This is a genomic window from Pseudoflavonifractor sp. MSJ-37 (assembly GCF_018917965.1).
Taxonomy (GTDB): domain Bacteria; phylum Bacillota; class Clostridia; order Oscillospirales; family Oscillospiraceae; genus Pseudoflavonifractor_A.
On the sequence record NZ_JAHLPP010000002.1, the window covers coordinates 268,295 to 284,462 of the forward strand.

14 protein-coding genes are annotated in these 16,168 nt (G+C 64.5%); 2 read left to right on the plus strand and 12 right to left on the minus strand.

All coding sequences use genetic code 11. The annotated features are described in order from the left end of the window. Positions 1–310: 310 nt before the first annotated feature. From KQI12_RS07080 to KQI12_RS07115, 8 genes are all read right to left on the minus strand, one after another. Positions 311–1,201 carry a diacylglycerol kinase family protein gene (locus KQI12_RS07080; protein WP_216572101.1) on the minus strand — a complete coding sequence of 297 codons (891 nt, stop codon included), beginning with the start codon at positions 1,199–1,201 and terminating at the stop codon, positions 311–313. 34 nt (positions 1,202–1,235) lie between these two features. Further along, on the minus strand, positions 1,236–2,612 hold the full coding sequence (gene mnmE, locus KQI12_RS07085) for a tRNA uridine-5-carboxymethylaminomethyl(34) synthesis GTPase MnmE (protein ID WP_216572104.1): 1,377 nt from the start codon (positions 2,610–2,612) through the stop codon (positions 1,236–1,238). A 99-nt stretch (positions 2,613–2,711) separates the two neighbouring features. Then, positions 2,712–3,080 carry a branched-chain amino acid transporter permease gene (locus tag KQI12_RS07090; protein WP_216572106.1) on the minus strand — a complete coding sequence of 123 codons (369 nt, stop codon included), beginning with the start codon at positions 3,078–3,080 and terminating at the stop codon, positions 2,712–2,714. Next, positions 3,074–3,817: an AzlC family ABC transporter permease gene (locus tag KQI12_RS07095; RefSeq protein WP_216572364.1), complete on the minus strand. Its 744-nt coding sequence runs from the start codon at positions 3,815–3,817 to the stop codon at positions 3,074–3,076. The genes KQI12_RS07090 and KQI12_RS07095 overlap by 7 nt, the downstream gene beginning before the upstream one ends. Before the next feature lie 182 nt (positions 3,818–3,999). Further along, positions 4,000–5,607, minus strand: a complete 1,608-nt coding sequence (locus KQI12_RS07100) for a peptide chain release factor 3 (RefSeq protein ID WP_216572108.1) — start codon at positions 5,605–5,607, stop codon at positions 4,000–4,002. Between the two features lie 105 nt (positions 5,608–5,712). Continuing rightward, on the minus strand, positions 5,713–6,342 hold the full coding sequence (locus KQI12_RS07105; protein WP_216572110.1) for an HAD family hydrolase: 630 nt from the start codon (positions 6,340–6,342) through the stop codon (positions 5,713–5,715). A gap of 17 nt (positions 6,343–6,359) precedes the next feature. Beyond that, complete coding sequence (locus tag KQI12_RS07110; protein WP_216572112.1) at positions 6,360–7,391, minus strand: YeiH family protein; 1,032 nt, start codon at positions 7,389–7,391, stop codon at positions 6,360–6,362. A gap of 48 nt (positions 7,392–7,439) precedes the next feature. Continuing rightward, positions 7,440–8,543, minus strand: a complete 1,104-nt coding sequence (locus KQI12_RS07115) for a metallophosphoesterase (protein ID WP_216572114.1) — start codon at positions 8,541–8,543, stop codon at positions 7,440–7,442. A 317-nt stretch (positions 8,544–8,860) separates the two neighbouring features. Between KQI12_RS07115 and KQI12_RS07120 the strand changes: the two genes are divergently transcribed. Then, positions 8,861–10,195, plus strand: a complete 1,335-nt coding sequence (locus KQI12_RS07120) for a TrkH family potassium uptake protein (protein ID WP_216572365.1) — start codon at positions 8,861–8,863, stop codon at positions 10,193–10,195. A gap of 13 nt (positions 10,196–10,208) precedes the next feature. Continuing rightward, positions 10,209–10,856 (plus strand): TrkA family potassium uptake protein, encoded by a 648-nt coding sequence (locus KQI12_RS07125; protein ID WP_216572116.1) that lies wholly within the window; start codon positions 10,209–10,211, stop codon positions 10,854–10,856. A gap of 76 nt (positions 10,857–10,932) precedes the next feature. Here KQI12_RS07125 and KQI12_RS07130 read toward each other — a convergent pair whose 3' ends face one another. From KQI12_RS07130 to KQI12_RS07145, 4 genes are all read right to left on the minus strand, one after another. Further along, entirely contained in the window at positions 10,933–11,148 is a 216-nt protein-coding gene (locus KQI12_RS07130) for a hypothetical protein (protein WP_216572118.1), read from the minus strand. Between the two features lie 170 nt (positions 11,149–11,318). After that, the gene (gene htpG, locus KQI12_RS07135; protein WP_216572120.1) at positions 11,319–13,244 is read right to left on the minus strand and encodes a molecular chaperone HtpG; all 1,926 of its coding nucleotides are present in this window, start codon (positions 13,242–13,244) and stop codon (positions 11,319–11,321) included. 760 nt (positions 13,245–14,004) lie between these two features. Further along, the gene (gene jag / locus KQI12_RS07140; protein WP_216572122.1) at positions 14,005–14,790 is read right to left on the minus strand and encodes an RNA-binding cell elongation regulator Jag/EloR; all 786 of its coding nucleotides are present in this window, start codon (positions 14,788–14,790) and stop codon (positions 14,005–14,007) included. A 9-nt stretch (positions 14,791–14,799) separates the two neighbouring features. Continuing rightward, complete coding sequence (locus tag KQI12_RS07145) at positions 14,800–16,146, minus strand: YidC/Oxa1 family membrane protein insertase (RefSeq protein ID WP_216572124.1); 1,347 nt, start codon at positions 16,144–16,146, stop codon at positions 14,800–14,802. Positions 16,147–16,168 lie beyond the last annotated feature (22 nt).

Genomic DNA, 16,168 nt, shown 5'->3' on the forward strand with positions numbered 1-16,168 from the left:
ATCGGACAAGAGCATTTCGTGCATCCAGGCCATCATAGGGGCGGCGTCCCCGACGCCCCACCATAGACTTTCGACCGTGCGCTCCGCGCGATCAGAGGACATCCGAGACGAGGACAGGGCCTTTATGACCGAACGAGGAGAGGACGAGCGCATAGGGGGTGGCCAGAGGGGAGGCCCGCCCCCTCTGGCGTTCTTTTTCTTTTCCCCCTTTCTTTTTCTCACGTGAGAAAAAGAAAGGGGGCTCCCGCCGAGCAGGCGGCCCGTCCGGCGAGGACACATCCCCCCGCCCCGTGGGCGGAACGAACGCCCATCATCTCCCGTGTACGATACGGACCGCCCGCTCCAGAGCCTGGATCTCCGCCTCTTTGGGCGCTCCTCCGTATTCGCCGTCCAGCGTCCAGGGGAGCTCCTCCGTGCAGGTCACCCGCAGATGGCCGCTCCGAAAGGCCGTCACCGCGCCGTCCGGCTCCGGCTTGGTCTGCATCAGGGCCAGGATGATGCTCTGGAGCTGGGCCGCATTCTTGGGCTGACGGACCAGCACCACCTCGAAGAGGCCGTCGTCCAGAGCCACATCCTCCGCATGGGGGCCCTTGAAGCCGCCCACCGACACGGTGTTGCTCACCATGCCGAAGATGAAGTCGCCCTCCTCGATGCCCCCGTCGTGCTCCACCCTTAGGCGGTAAGCCTGGATGGAGGCCAGCCGGGCTGCCCCCTCCAGCACATAGGCCAGATGGCCGAACATGTTCTTGAATGGCTGAGGCGTGTCGTAGGACACGTCGGTGAAGGCCCCGAAGGCCGCCACATAGATGAACCGCTCCCCGTTGAAGCTCCCAAGGTCCACCGGGCGGGGGACGCCCGCCCCGGCGGTCTCGGCCTTCCCGATCAGGCTCCGGGGGAGGTGCAGGTTCCGGGCGAAATCGTTGGTGGTGCCGGCGGGGATATAGCCCACCTCCGGCCGCCGTTCCAGCTCCATGAGGCCCGCCACGGTCTCATGGAGGGTCCCGTCTCCGCCGCAGCAGACCACCCGGTCGAACGGAGCGCCCAGCTCCGCCGCCACAGACGTGGCGTCGCCCTTGCCCTGGGTGGGATGGATCGTCACCAGCCAGCCCTGCTTCGTGAACGTGTCCACGATGTCTGAGATGTGGCTCTTGATGTTCCCCTTTCCGGCGAAGGGGTTATAGATGAACAGCAGTCGTCTCATGGTCTCCTCCTGTGTCTGTCGCTATGCGGTCATCTCACTTGCCCACGCAGAAGCGGGCGAAGATCCGGGCGGTCACGTCCTCCCGGACGCTCTGGCCGGTGAGCTGGCCCAGAGCCTCCATGGCCCCCTCCACATCCACCAGCACCGCGTCCGGCGTGACTCCGGCCGCCAGAGCGTCTAGGGCGGAGCGGATCTGCTCCAGTGCGGCCTCTGCCGCGCCGGCCTGCCGGGCGTTGGTCAACAGCTCGCCCCGGTCCTCCGCCATATCGGCGGGGAAAAGGGCGGCCACGGTCCGCTCCAGCTCCTCCAGGCCCTGGCCGGTCCTGGCGCTGAGGCGCACCACAGGGACCCGCTGGTCTGGAGGCAGGAGGGCCTCCGGCGCGCCCTCAGCCAGATCCCGCTTGGTGCCCACCAGCACCACCCGCTCGGCCCGCTCCAGGGCCAGGGCCAGCAGATCCCGGTCCTCCGGGGCCGGCGGGGCGGACAGGTCGGTGAGGACCAGCGCCAGCGCCGCGCCCTCCAGCGCCTTCCGGCTCCGCTCCACCCCGATGCGCTCCACAGCGTCAGCGGTGTCCCGGATGCCGGCGGTGTCGATCAGCCGCAGGAGCCGTCCGCCCAGGACACATTTCTCCTCCACCGTGTCCCGGGTGGTGCCGGGGACGTCAGTGACGATGGCCCGCTCATAGCCCAGCAGGGCGTTCAGCAGGGAGGACTTGCCCGCGTTTGGCCGGCCCACGATGGCGCAGGGGATCCCGCCCGTCAGGAGCTTCCCCCGGCGGTAGGTGGCCAGCAGGGCGGACAGGGCCCGCTCCGCGCCTCCCAGCGTCCCGTCCAGCGTCTCCGCCCCGAAGGCGTCGATGTCCTCGTCCGGGTAGTCCAGCACCGCGTGGAAGTGGGCGCTCACGTCCACCAGAGCGTCGTAGATCTCCTTCACCCGGCGGCTCAGGGCCCCGGAGAGCTGGCCCGCCGCCGCCCGGGCCCCGGCCTCGGTCTCCGCGTCGATCAGGTCGGCCACGGCCTCGGCCTGCATCAGGTCCAAGCGGCCGTTCAGGAAGGCCCGGCGGGTGAACTCCCCCGGCCCGGCCTGGCGGACTCCATGCGCGGAGAGGGCTTCCAGCCCCAGGGCCAGCACCGCCGGGGAACCGTGGCACTGGAGCTCCGCCGTATCCTCGCCGGTATAGCTGTGGGGGGCCCGGGAGACGGTGGCCAGCACCTGATCCACCGGACGACCCTCCCGGTCCAGGAGCGCGCCCAGCACCAAGCGGCGGTCCTCACAGGCGGCCAGGCTCCGGCCGTTCCCGGCCCGGAACACGGCGTCTGCCGCCGGTATGGCCTCCGGCCCGGACAGCCGCAGGATCCCCACCGCGGACCGGCCGGGGCCGGTGGCGATGGCGGCGATCGTATCGGACATGGGCGTTCCCTCCTTTATATATCATAGGCCGAACGTTCAAACGATAGTCACCGGCGGTGTTCCACGTGGAACACCGCCGGTCTCACGGGCCCGGTCGGCTCACACGAACACCACCTGCACCAGCACCATGTAGAGCACCGTGCCGCCGAAGATGGAGATCAGGTTGTTATGCTTCCACAGGTGGAGCACCACCACTGCCGCCGAGGCGATCAGCGCCGGGAGCCACTGGTCCAGCACAGCGGGCTCCAGCAGGGCGGTCCAGTTGCCGCCGATCGCCAACAACGCGCTCTTCAGGCAGTAGACGATCAGCATGGCGATCACCGCCGGGGGGAGGACCCGTCCCAGATAGAGCACCAGCTTGGGGGGATGGTCCCCCCGGTCGAAGAGCAGGAAGGGGAGGGCGCGGGTCAGGAACGTCACCACCGCCATGACGGCGATGGAGGCGATGGCTTGGATCGGGGTCAGCATGCCGGACCCTCCTTTCGCTCTGTATCGGTCCCGGCGGTCTGAGCCACGGGGACGCCGGGATCATCCAGCTTCTTCCGACTCAGGAGCAGGACCAGCACCATCACGCCCAGCGCGGGCAGGAGCATATTGTCCGCCCCCACGACGGCCAGGCTGATGACGGTGACGATGCCGCCCAGCAGGGCGGGGAAGTGGCTCTTCACCGACTGCCACTGATCCACGGCGATCACCAGGAAAAGGGCGGTCATGGCGAAGTCCACGCCGGTGGTGTCGATGGGCAGGACCGCGCCCGCCACCGCGCCGATCACCGAGCCCGCGATCCAGTAGAGCTGATCCAGGAGGGCGATGTAGAAGTAGAAGCGCTTGGGCTCCACGCCCTCCGGCGCCTTGGCGGAGCTGAGCAGGGCATAGGTCTCGTCCGTGAGGGCGAAGATCATGTAGAGCTTCCGGAGCCCCATGCCCCGGAACTTCTCCAGCATGGACAGGCCGTACACCAGATGGCGGAAGTTGATGAGCAGGGTCATCATGGCCACGGTGCTCAGGGCGGCTCCTGTGGCCAGCAGGCTGACGCCCAGATACTGGCCGGAGCCGGCGTAGATCGTCAGGCTCATGAAAAAGGCCCAGATGAGATCATACCCGATCTTCTGGAGCATCAGGCCGAAGGCCATGCCGATGGCCAGATAGCCCATCAGGACGGGGATCGTCGCCCGGAAGGCGGCGGAGAGGGACTTGCGGTCCACAGGGATCATCTCCGATCGAAAATATGGGGACATCTGAGGGATATCATACTAGAAGCCGCTGGAGATCGCAAGTCTCCGGCGGACCCGTATCTCCTCCGGCGGACAGGGTGGGGTCGGTCTCCTTTCAAAAGACCGGGCGGGCCGGAGCCCCTGCCCCTGCCCGCCCGGATAGATGATCGGTCTTAGGCCCCGCCTTCGCCGAATTCCCGCAGCGTCAGGCCCTTGTTGCGCTCGGTGGTCCACTGGATCGCCCACTGGGAGCCGAACAGCAGGAGCTGGTTGCCCTTGTAGTCCTCCACCAGCTTGGTGTCGGTGCCCAGGATCAGGTCCTCCTCCTTGATCGGCTCGGCGTCCTCATCCTCCCGGACGATCCACCGCAGGTACTCATAGGGCAGGCCCTCCATGTAGAGGTCCACGTTGTACTCGTTCTTCAGCCGGTACTCCAGCACGTCGAACTGGAGGACGCCCACCACGCCCACGATGACCTCCTCCATGCCGGAGTAGGGGGTCTTGAAGATCTGGATCGCGCCCTCCTGGGCGATCTGCTCCATGCCCTTTAGGAACTGCTTGCGCTTCATGGTGTCCAGGCTCCGCACCCGGCGGAAGTGCTCGGGGGCGAAGGTGGGGATGGGGTCGAACTTGAATTTTTTAGCGGGCGTACACAGGGTGTCGCCGATGGAGAAGAGGCCCGGGTCGAACACGCCGATGATGTCGCCGGCGTAGGCCTCCTCGATGATCTCCCGCTCGGCGGCCATGAGCTGCTGGGGCCGGGAGAGCCGGAGCTTCCGGCCGCCCTGGACGTGGTAGACCTCCTTGTCCGCCTCGAACTTGCCGGAGACGATGCGCATGAAGGCGATCCGATCCCGGTGGGCCTTGTTCATATTGGCCTGGATCTTGAACACGAAGGCGGAGAAGTCGTCCCCCATAGAGTCGATGACCTCGTCCCCGGCCCTCCGGGGCAGGGGCGCGGTGGTCATGCGGAGGAAATGCTCCAGGAAGGGCTCCACGCCGAAATTGGTCAGGGCGGAGCCGAAGAACACAGGGGAGAGCTTGCCGTGGCGGACCCGGTCCAGATCGAACTCGGCGGCGGCGCCGTCCAGCAGCTCGATCTCCTCCACCAGCTTCTCATGGAGGCCGCGGCCGATCAGGTCGTCCAGGTGCTCGTCACCCAGCTCCACCTCGGTGGCAGTGGCGGCTTTAGCGCCGCCGTTGGAGGTGAAGTGGACGATCTTCTTCGACGTCCGGTCGTACACGCCCTTGAAGTCCTTGCCGCAGCCGATGGGCCAGTTCACGGGATAGGTCTCGATGCCCAGCTCCTTCTCCAGCTCCTCCAAAAGCTCGAAGGAGTCCCGGGCCTCCCGGTCCATCTTGTTGATGAAGGTGAAGATGGGGATGTCCCGCATGGCGCAGACCTTGAAGAGCTTCCGGGTCTGGGCCTCCACGCCCTTGGCGGCGTCGATGACCATGACGGCGGAGTCCGCGGCCATGAGGGTGCGGTAGGTGTCCTCAGAGAAGTCCTGATGGCCGGGGGTGTCCAGGATGTTGATGCAGAAGCCCTCATACTGGAACTGCATGACAGAGGAGGTGACGGAGATGCCGCGCTGCTTCTCGATCTCCATCCAGTCGGAGGTGGCGGCGCGGGTGTTCTTCTTGCCCTTGACCTGGCCGGCCTGGGCGATGGCCCCGCCGTAGAGCAAGAACTTCTCGGTCAGAGTGGTCTTACCGGCATCCGGGTGGGAGATGATGGCGAACGTCCGGCGGCGTTCGATCTCAGAGGCGTATTTCGACAAGGTGATGACCTACCTTTTGTAAAGAATGAACGATATCAGCGGTCTATTATACCACAGCCCAGAACGGTCCACAAGAGGGCACCGCAGGACGAAACGGGCCCTCTTTCACCGCTCCAGCAGGTCCTTCAGCGCCCCGATGGCGCCGATCCGGCCCTCCACAGGCTCCGCCGTGCCGAAGCCGTAGGCGGCGTGGAGGAAGGGGACCCCGGCGGCGTGGGCCGCATCGCAGTCTCCCTGGGTGTCGCCCACGTAGACCGGGGCGCGGAGGCCGTTCCGCTCTGTCACCAGCCGGATGTTGCCCGCCTTGGCCTGCCCCGTGCGGCCGGGGCACTCGAAGTCGGTGAAGTACCGCTCCAGCCCGTGGACCTTCAGGAAGCACTGGATATATCCGTCCTGGCAGTTGCTGACGATGCACAGGGGGAAGCGCTCCGCCAGAGCCGCCAGCGTCTCCTCCACGCCGGGATAGAGCGTGCCGCCGTGCTCCGCCAGGTATGCCAGCTGATGGCGGTAGCAGACCTCCATGACCGCCATGCGGGCCGCCGGATCCCCGATCTCCGGCAGGATCCGGGCGGCGATGTCCTCCATCAGCAGGCCCATGCAGGCGCGGAGCTGAGGGACCGTCAAACGGGGCTCCAGCCCGCACTCCACGAAGCCGTCGTTCCAGCCCCGGCAGATGCCCTCTACCGCATCCCAGAGGGTGCCGTCCAGATCGAACAGGATGCCGTCTGTCCTCATGATATCGCTCCTTTCCCTCACAGCAGGCCCAGCAGGTGCTGCATGAGCAGGCTCACGCAGGCGATCGACACCCAGCAGCAGAAGCCCATCAGGATGGGCTTCCCGCCGGTGCGGATCAGCTTGACCAGATCCGTGTTCAGACCCACCGCCGCCATGGCCATGACGATGAAGAACTTGGACAGGGACTTCAACGGGTGGAAGATCCCCGCGTCGACCCCCGCCGCCGTGGCGGCCGTGGTGATCAGAGAGGCCAGCACGAAGAACAGGATGAAGAAGGGGAACACCTTTTTCAGGGAGAAACGCCCGGCGGTGACGCTACCCTCCCGCTTCGCCCGGGCGGTGCGCCAGAAGGCCAGCGCCAGCGTGATGGGGATGATGGCCAGGGTGCGGGTGAGCTTCACGATGGTGGCCTGCGCCAGCACCGCTCCGCCGGTCTGATGGAGCGTGTCCCAGGTGGAGGCGGCGGCGGTGACGGAGGAGGTATCGTTGATGGCGGTGCCGGCGAAGAGGGCGAAGCCCGGATCGTTCAGCCCGATCGCGCCGCCCAGAGCGGGGAAGAACAGGGCGGCGGCCACGTTGAACAGGAAGATGACCGAGATGGCCTGGGCGATCTCGTCATCGTCGGCCCCGATCACCGGAGCGGTGGCGGCGATGGCGGAGCCGCCGCAGATGGAGGAGCCCACGCCCACCAGCGTGGAGATATTGGCCGGCATCCGCAGGGCCCGGCACAGCAGGAAGGACACGATCAGCGACGTGGCGATCGTGGAGCAGATGATCGGTAGGGAGGTGAGTCCCACCCGGGCCACCTGGAACAGGTCCAGGCCGAAGCCCAGCAGGATCACCGCGTATTGCAGGATCTTCTTGGAGGTGAAGGCGATGCCCTCTTTACAGGCGCCCTTGTCCTTCCAGAACAGGCCGGCGGCCATGCCCAGCAGGATGGCGAACACCGGACCTCCCACCACGGGGAGCCATTTGCCCAGTTGGGTGCAGAGGAGCGCCATGATCAGACAGATCAGGACGCCGGGTGCTTTCTTACGGATCGTTTCCATGTGATGATGCCTCTTTCTCTCTTCTTTTTCCAGGATAGCCGGCCTGGTTCAGTCCTTCCGGACGCGTCCGGCGTACCAGCCGGTGACGCCGTCCTTCTTGGCCAGATACCCGCGGGAGGTCTCCCGGACGATGGACAGCCGGTCCCCCGGCTCTACCGGGAGCCGGTAGTCGGTGGAGTCCTCGCACCGGGTGACGCCGCCCTTCTCATACAGATAGGCCGTCAGGATATCCAGCTCCCGGCCGCTGGCGATGTGGCGGCACCGGCTGAATTCCGGGCCCCGCTCCAGGATCTCCACTGGGTTCTCGCTCCAGCGGATGTTGATGGAGTCGATGGAGGCCGCCTGACGGTCCAGAGCCGTCCCCACGGGGAGGCCGTCATAGCTCTGCCAGGAGAAGTCCTCCGACTGGCCGTCCGGGAGGATGAGGACGTTGAGCTGACCGTCCCATTTGAGCTGACAGCCGCCGTCGATGCTGATGATGTGCCGGTCCCGCAGGACGATCGGAGCGGCGGAGGGGATGGCTGGGTCATACAGCGTCACAGGCCAGTGGCCCACCACCACCCAGTGCCGGAACGAAAAGCCCTGATCCAGAAAATCGTCGTTCTTCATGCACCGCCAGGCTGTGAGCTGGTCCAGCCGGTCCTCCCGGTACACGCCGCCGTGGACGAAGAGGAACTTGTCGCTGAGCAGGATCGTAGGCAGGGCCCGGAGGAAGTCCAACTCCGGCTGGAAGCACTCCCGGACCGCCGCCCGGAGGGCGGGGAAGTCCGCCGGGGACCGGAGCGGCACCCCGGCCTCTGACGCCATCTGGAAGAGGACGCATTTCTCCCCCCAGCCGAACACGTAGCTCTCATAGAAGGAGGGCGGGATATCCGGGATCTCGTCCACAAAATTATAGGCCAGGTTGTCGCAGTTGCCGCAGAGCATATGGACCTCATAGTCCCGGGCCAGCGCCATCACATAGCGCAGGGTGGCCAGACTGTCCACCCCCTTCTCCAGCACGTCTCCCAGCAGGATCAGGATGTCCGACTTGCAGAAGCCCACCTGGGCCAGCAGGGCCTTCAGGAAGGTCAGATTGCCGTGGATATCGCTGATCACCAGCACCCGGCGGCCTGCCGGGAGTTCGATCGGTACTACTTTTGCCCGCTCCATCTCATGTCCTCGCTCTCGTGGTGGTGTCGTGGTACCCATTCTATCACACCCGGGGGAGGTCCGCAACGGCGGGGGACAGGGCCTTTCCCGGTCTTTTCATCCCGATACTGACATCCGGCCCATTATGGAGCCGTTGACAAAGTCTCGTTTTGAAAAAACAGCGTTCTAAAAAGTTTGAAGAAAACTCAATGGTTATTCACACAGTTTCCTGCAAATGATCAGGCGATTTTTAGAAGATTGGACTTTGTCAACAGCGCCATTATGTGATATGATAGGATCCAGTATCTGACCGTTCCAAGGAGGGATCCGCCATGGTCATGAGCATGGTCCGTCTGAGGCGTCATCTGACATCGTTCCAGATCATGATCCTGGGGTTCGCCGGGGTCATCCTGCTGGGTGCGCTGATGCTGACGCTCCCCATCGCCGCAGCCGGCGGGCAGTGGACGCCCTTCCCGGACGCCCTGTTCACCGCCACCTCCGCGGTCTGCGTGACGGGTCTGGTGGTGCGGGACACCGGGAGCTGCTGGTCCGCTTTCGGACAGGCCGTCATCCTCCTGCTGATCCAGGTGGGCGGCCTCGGCGTGATCACCGCTGCCATCACTTTCCTGATGCTCTCCGGCCGGAACATCACGCTGAAGGAGCGCAGTGCCCTACAGGACGCCATCTCCGCGCCGGCGGTGGGCGGCATCGTGCGTCTGACCCGCTCCATCCTGCGGGGCACGCTCCTCATCGAGGGCATCGGCGCGGCGCTCCTGATCCTGCCGTTCTGCCGGGACTACGGCCCCCGCGGGATCTGGATGGCCGTGTTCCACTCCGTCTCCGCCTTCTGCAACGCCGGGTTCGACATCCTCGGGCGGCCGGGGCATCTCTACCCGTCCCTGATGGACTATGCCGCCGACCCTCTGGTGGTCCTAGTCATCACTCTCCTGATCGTCGTCGGCGGCATCGGGTTCCTGACTTGGGACGACGTCCGCACCCACCGGCTCCGTCTGCGGCGCTACCGGATGCAGAGCAAGGTCATCCTTGCCGTCACGGCGGTCCTGATCCTGTGCCCCGCCGCGCTGTTCTTCCTGACCGACTATGCCGCCCTGCCTTTGGGCGAGCGGGTGCTGGCCGCTCTCTTCCAGGCAGTCACGCCCCGGACCGCGGGCTATAACACCATGGACCTGAACGCCATGAGCGACGTCTCCCGGGCAGTCGTGATCCTGCTGATGCTGATCGGCGGTGCGCCCGGCTCCACGGCGGGCGGCATGAAGGTCACCACCGTGGCCGTGCTGATGGCCAACGCCCGCGCCGCCTTCTGCCGGCGGGAGGACCTCCAGCTTTTCGACCGCCGGCTGGAGAACACGGCGGGCAGGAACGCCGGCGCGATCCTCCTGCTGTATCTGCTCCTGCCCTTCACAGGGGCGGCGGTCCTCAGCATGGCGGAGGGGCTCCCGCTCTCCGTCTGCCTGTTCGAGACGGTCTCCGCCGCCGGGACCGTAGGCCTGAGCCTTGGCCTGACGCCCCAGCTAGGGGCGCTGTCCCGGGGCATCCTGATCCTCCTGATGTTTTTCGGCCGCGTGGGCGGACTGACTCTGATCTACGCCGCCTTCTCCGGACACGACCGCCCCTGCGCCCGGGCGCCGAAAGAAAAGATCACCGTCGGCTGAAAGGAGCTATCCCATGAAGAACGTTTTGCTGATCGGTCTCGGCCGCTTCGGGCGGCACCTCGCCATCCAGCTGGACCAGCTGGGGCACCAGATCATGGCTGTGGACCAGAACGAGGAGCGGATCAACGAGTGTATGGCCTTCGTCACCAACGCCCAGATCGGCGACAGCACCCGGGAGGACTTCCTTCGGTCGCTGGGCGTGAACAACTACGACATCTGCTACGTCACCATCAGCGGGAGCTTCCAGAACTCTCTGGAGACCACCTCGCTCCTCAAGGAGCTGGGGGCCCGGTATGTGGTGGCCCGGGCCGAACGGGACGTACAGGCCAAATTCCTCCTGCGCAACGGCGCGGATGCGGTGGCCTATCCCGAGAAACAGCTGGCGAAATGGGCGGCCATCCGCTACACCGCCGACCATATCTCCAGCTACATCGAGCTGGACGAGCAGCACGCCATCGTGGAGGTGGACGTGCCGAGGGACTGGCGGGAGAAGAGCATCGGCACTCTGGACATCCGTAAACGGTACGGCATCAATATCCTCGGCGTGAAGCGGGGGGCGCGGACCGACATGGCCATCTCCTCGGACACCGTGCTGGACAGCGGCGCCACCCTGCTGGCGCTGGGCGAGTACGAGGCCCTGCGGAAGTGCTTCCACCTGTGAGCGGCCGTCTCCATCGGCCTCCAAAATACAAAAAAGGGCCCCGCGCCAGCCGGCGCGGGGCCCTCTTTCTTTCTGCTCAGATCGCGGCAAGCTGCTGATGGAACCACTCGGAATCACACTCGATCTCCACCGGCTCGGAAAAGTCCAGCGCGAAGATCCCCATAGGTGACTTCGCGTTCAAGGAGACCTCGCCATCCATCGAACGGATGGTCACAGGCTCAGGAACGGAAAGCGCCAGCTCGCGGAGCTTATGGACCGCCTCACGGGAGGCGAACGTCTTTCTTACTACCATCAGTTATTCCCCCTACATTTTCCACATCCAAATATCAGGGCTTTGCGCGCTCTCCTATATTATACTACATGGTATAGCGGATGGGAACGAAAAATGGCACGTCTGTGAGCCGGTTTTCTGCCGGTCGAGCAGGGAGATCTTCGGCGATCTGCCGGGTGGATCCGGCCGGATCACTTCATCAGGGAACAGACCAGCTCCGTGTAGTGGGCGGCGTCCTCGATGGGCAGACCGGCGATCAGCAGCGCCTGATCGTACAGCAGTTCGGCATAGGTCCTGGCCTTCTCCGGATCGCTGCCCATGGCGGCGCGGAGGGCGGCGAAGGCGGGGGCGTCCGGGTTGAGCTCCAGCACCCGCTGGGCCTTCATGCTCTTGGCCCGCTCCGGGTCCACCTTGTTGAAGTACTTCTCCATCTCCAGGGTCACGGGGCCGTCGGCAGTCATGCACACGGCGCCGCTCTTCAGGATCTTGGAGATCCGGGCCTCCTTGACCTTGTCGCCCAGGGCCTCCTTCACGAAGTCCAGCACGTCCTTGTTCTCCTGAGCTTTCTCCTCGGCCTTGGCCTTCTCCTCGTCGCTCTCGGGGAGGGCGTCACTGTCGCTGACGGACTTGAACGCCTTGCCGTCCAGCTCACCCAGCAGGTCCATGACGAACTCATCGGGATCGTCGGTCAGATAGAGGATCTCATAGCCCTTGTCCCGGATCCGCTCGGTCTGGGGCAGCTGGGCGATCTTCTCCACGCTCTCGCCGGCGGCGAAGTAGATGTACTTCTGATCCTCGGGCATCCGCTCCTTGTACTCGGCCAGCGTGACCAGCTTCTCCTCCTTGGAGGACCAGAAGAGGAGCAGATCCTTCAGCAGATCCTTATGGGCGCCGTAGTCGGCCAGGATGCCGTACTTGATCTGCATCCCGAAGGCCTTCCAGAACATCTCGTACTTGTCCCGGCTGTCCTTCTGGAGCTTCATCAGCTCGGCCTTGATCTTCTTCTCCAGGTTGTTGGCGATCACCTTGAGCTGGCGGGTGTGCTGGAGCATCTCACGGGAGATGTTCAGGGAGAGGTCGGGGGAGTCCACCACGCCCTTGACGAAGCGGAAGTGCTCCGGCAGCAGGTCCGCGCACTGGTCCATGATCAGCACGCCGGAGGAATAGAGCTGGAGGCCCTTCTGATAGTCCCGGGAGTAGAAGTCGAAAGGCGCATGGCTGGGGATGTACAGCATGGCCTTGTACTCCGCCGCGCCCTCGGCGGAGATATGGATGGTGGTCAGGGGGTCTTCCCAGTCGCCGTACTTCTCCTTGTAGAACTGAGCGTACTCCTCATCCTTGACCTCGCTCTTGGGCCGCTGCCACAGGGGCACCATGGAGTTCAGGGTCTCCCACTGGTCATAGTCCTCCCACTCGGGCTTGTAGTCGTCGCCGGCATCGGCGGGCTTGGGCTTCTGGCGGGACTTGTGCATGAGCATGGTGATGGGGTAGTGGATGTAGTCGGAGTACTTCTTCACCAGGTCGGAGAGCTTGTACTGCTCCAGATAGTCGCTGTAATGCTCCTCGTCGGTGTCGGCCTTGATGTGCAAGATCACGTCGGAGCCCACGCCGGACTTTTCGCAGGGCTCCATGGTGTAGCCGTCCTTGCCGTCGGACTCCCACTTCCAGGCCTGGTCGCCGCCGTAGGCCTTGGAGATCACGGTCACGTGGTCGGCCACCATGAAGGCGGAGTAGAAGCCCACGCCGAACTGGCCGATGATGTCTACGTCGCCCTTGCCCTCGCCGGCGTCCCGGGCGGCCATGTCCTGCTTGAACTGGAGGGAGCCGCTCTTGGCGATGGTGCCCAGGTTGGATTCCATCTCCTCCTTGGTCATGCCGATGCCGTTGTCGGAGATGGTCAGAGTACGGGCGATCTGGTCAGGGGTGAGGACGATCTTGAAGTCGGACCGGTCCAGACCCACCTTGTCATCGGTGAGGGCCTTATAGGCCAGCTTATCGATGGCGTCGCTGGCGTTGGAGACCAGCTCCCGCAGGAAGATCTCCTTGTGGGTATAGATCGAATTGATCATCAGGTCCAGCAGACGCTGAGATTCTGCCTGAAAGGCTTTCTTTTCCATGGTTTGTGCGCCTCCGTATATGATATCTGTGATGGATGGACGAAAGATCAGCACTCATCTTTTTTGAGTGCTGATCTTATGATAGACCTTAGTATGGAAATTTTCAAGAGGGTTCAAAGAATGTTTACAAATTCTCCTCGTTCGGGCCGCCCACGGGGCGGGAGTGTTGTGTCCTCGCCGGACGGGCCGCTTACTCAGCGGGAGCCCTCTTTCTTTTTCTCCCGTGAGAAAAAAGAAAGGTGGAAAAGAAAAAGAACGCCAGAGGGGGCGGACCTCCCCTCTGGACACCCCCTATGCGCTCGTTCTCTCCCGATATAATCATAAAGGCCCTGTCCTCGTCTCGGATGTCCTCTGATCGCGCGGAGCGCACGACCGAAAGTCTATGATGGGGCGGCGAGGACGCCGCCCCTATGATGGTCTGAACGCACAAAACGCTCCCGTCCGATCCTGCCCTTCGAAGTGGCAGGCCATCTTGTCTTTTGAGCCGAAAAACGTCCGTCGGGAGCGCCAAGCGAACGTGTGTGTGCTGCCAGGCTCGCGCGGGCGCTTCTGCCTTCGAACGCCAGCCGGGGACGCATTGGGGGGAGTCCAGAGGGGGATCGACTGTCCCCCTCTGGCGGTCCTTTTTCTTTCCCCTGTTTCTTTTTCTGACGCTCAGAAAAAGAAATAGGGCGCTGCCCGCGCAGGGCGTCCGTCCGGCAGAAAAAACCGGACGCCCCACCCATTCCGATGAGGCGCCCGGCGCGCATGAGATATCGTTTTAGCCCTGCCGGTGCTCGCCCCGGCTGTAAGCCACCACCGTCCGGCGGTTGGGCTCGGTGCCCACAGAGTACGTCGTCACGTCGGCCCGGTCCTGGAGAGCGGTATGGATCACATGGCGCTCATAGGCATTCATGGGCTCCAGCGTCACGTTCCGGCGGTAGCGGACCACCTTGCCCGCCACCTTGTTGGCCAGACGGACCAGAGACTCCTCCCGCTTGGCCCGGTAGTGCTCCGCGTCCAGATGGACGCGCACCCGGTGGGTGAGGCCCTTGTTCACCGCATAGACGCAGAGCTGCTGGATGGCGTCCAGGGTCTCGCCCCGGCGGCCGATCAGAGCGCCCAGCTCCTGGCCCACCAGCTCCACTTCATAACAGCCCTGCTCGTTCACCCGGATCACAGGCTCGGCCTGAGCCCCCATGTGGGCCAGCAGGCCCCGCAGGAACCGGTCGATCTTCTGGGCCATCTGGTCGCCGCTCAGATCGGCGGCCACGGCGGCAGGGACCTCCGCGGCTTCCGCCGCAGGGGCCTCGGGGGCGGAAGCGGAGGGCTCCTCCGCAGAGACAGCGGCGGGAGCCTCCTCCACCGGAGCGGGGGCGGGCTCCTCATCGGGGGCCTCGTAGCTCACCTTCACCTTGGCAGGGCAGCTTCCGATGCCCAGGAAGCCGGACTTGGCCCGCTCCAGGATCTCCACGGAAACATCGTCCCGGTCCAGACCAAGCTGGACCAGCGCGGCCTCGATGGCCGCTTCTTCGGTCTTACCAGTGCTTTCGATCCACTTCTGCATGGTCTGTACTCACTCCTTGTCTGCGTTCTCATCCGCGGTCTGCTCCACGGCATCGTCCGCGGGAGCCGCATCGTTTTCCACATCAGCGGCGGGAGAGGTGGAGACCTCCTCCGTCCTGGCCTCGGGCGCTTCCTCTACGGGAGCCTCCGCCTTCGGCTTTTCCACCACAGGGGCCTCTTCCAGCTTACCGGTGGCAGGGTCGAAGTAGGGAGTGGGCCCCTCCGCGCGGAAGCGGGTGGGATCGTAGGCGCGGCCACGGGCATAGGACCGCAGGCCGATGCCGCTGACGGCGATGACGCCGCTGTCCTTGTCCTTCTTCTCCATGGCGTTCAGGAGCTCCTTGCGCTTCTTGCCCTTAGCCTGCTTGGCCTCCTCGATGCGGCGGGCCCGCTCCTCGGCGGCCTGGCGCTTGCGCTCCTTTTCCTCTTCCTTCTCCAGACGCTCCCGCTCGGCGGCCTTGGCGGCGGCCTCCTCATAGTCCTTCTTCAGCAGCTTGCCGCAGATGAACTCCTGCACCATGGACAGCAGGTTCTGGATGATCCAGTAGAGACACAGGGCGGCGGGCATGCTGAAGCCGATCCACAGGGAGATCAGGGGCATGGTGAAGAGCATGCCCTTCATGCTGGGGTTGTCCTGGGCGGCCTGCTTGTTGATGGCGTTGGTCTTCTGAGAGATCAGAGAGAACACGAAGCCGGAGGCCGCGGAGATCACAGGCAGCAGGAACAGAGCGAAGCCGCCGGTGATAGTCCAGAACTTGAGCTGGGGCACCAGCGCCAGGTTGAAGATGCCCAGGAAGTCGAAGTTGATGGAGAACACACTGGCCCCGGCGCCGGCCGCGGCCTGGACCGCGCTGACGTTGTCGGGGGTGATGAGGCTGGCCAGATAGAGCTGGTTATAGCTGTTGTTGACGAACTCCGCGCCGGCGGTGCGGATCCAGCCGTTCTGGAAGGCCACGTTGCCCCAGTCCAGGACCTGGGCGATGGCGCCCAGGGCGCTCTCGTCCACGTTCATCATGTAGAACAGGGGCTGGCGGATGATGGAGTACAGGGGCAGCAGGATGAAGATGGGCAGGAAGGACCAAAGGCAGCCGCCCATGGGGTTCACGTTCTCCCGCTCGTAGAGCTTCTGGAGCTCCGCGTTGTAGCGGGCCTGATCTTTGCCGTACTGCTTCTGGAGCTTTTGGGTCTGGGCGGAGAGCATGTTCATCTGGATCATGCTCTTCTTGCCCTTGAGCTGGAAGGGGAACAGGATCACCTTCACCACCAGGGCGAAGAGGATCAGAGCCAGACCGTAGCTCCCGGTCAGCTCATAGAAGGAATTGAGCACCCATACGAAGGGCGTGAGAAGGATCTTCATGTGTCAGGCCTCCATAGTCTTT

What these genes read in the sequence shown, in the direction of transcription:
- KQI12_RS07080 (WP_216572101.1), bottom strand. Translation starts at nt 1,201, where the DNA reads ATGAGACGACTGCTGTTCATCTATAACCCCTTCGCCGGAAAGGGGAAC.
- mnmE (WP_216572104.1), bottom strand. Translation starts at nt 2,612, where the DNA reads ATGTCCGATACGATCGCCGCCATCGCCACCGGCCCCGGCCGGTCCGCG.
- KQI12_RS07090 (WP_216572106.1), bottom strand. Translation starts at nt 3,080, where the DNA reads ATGCTGACCCCGATCCAAGCCATCGCCTCCATCGCCGTCATGGCGGTG.
- KQI12_RS07105 (WP_216572110.1), bottom strand. Translation starts at nt 6,342, where the DNA reads ATGAGGACAGACGGCATCCTGTTCGATCTGGACGGCACCCTCTGGGAT.
- KQI12_RS07110 (WP_216572112.1), bottom strand. Translation starts at nt 7,391, where the DNA reads ATGGAAACGATCCGTAAGAAAGCACCCGGCGTCCTGATCTGTCTGATC.
- KQI12_RS07115 (WP_216572114.1), bottom strand. Translation starts at nt 8,543, where the DNA reads ATGGAGCGGGCAAAAGTAGTACCGATCGAACTCCCGGCAGGCCGCCGG.
- KQI12_RS07120 (WP_216572365.1), top strand. Translation starts at nt 8,861, where the DNA reads ATGAGCATGGTCCGTCTGAGGCGTCATCTGACATCGTTCCAGATCATG.
- KQI12_RS07125 (WP_216572116.1), top strand. Translation starts at nt 10,209, where the DNA reads ATGAAGAACGTTTTGCTGATCGGTCTCGGCCGCTTCGGGCGGCACCTC.
- KQI12_RS07130 (WP_216572118.1), bottom strand. Translation starts at nt 11,148, where the DNA reads ATGGTAGTAAGAAAGACGTTCGCCTCCCGTGAGGCGGTCCATAAGCTC.
- htpG (WP_216572120.1), bottom strand. Translation starts at nt 13,244, where the DNA reads ATGGAAAAGAAAGCCTTTCAGGCAGAATCTCAGCGTCTGCTGGACCTG.
- jag (WP_216572122.1), bottom strand. Translation starts at nt 14,790, where the DNA reads ATGCAGAAGTGGATCGAAAGCACTGGTAAGACCGAAGAAGCGGCCATC.
- KQI12_RS07145 (WP_216572124.1), bottom strand. Translation starts at nt 16,146, where the DNA reads ATGAAGATCCTTCTCACGCCCTTCGTATGGGTGCTCAATTCCTTCTAT.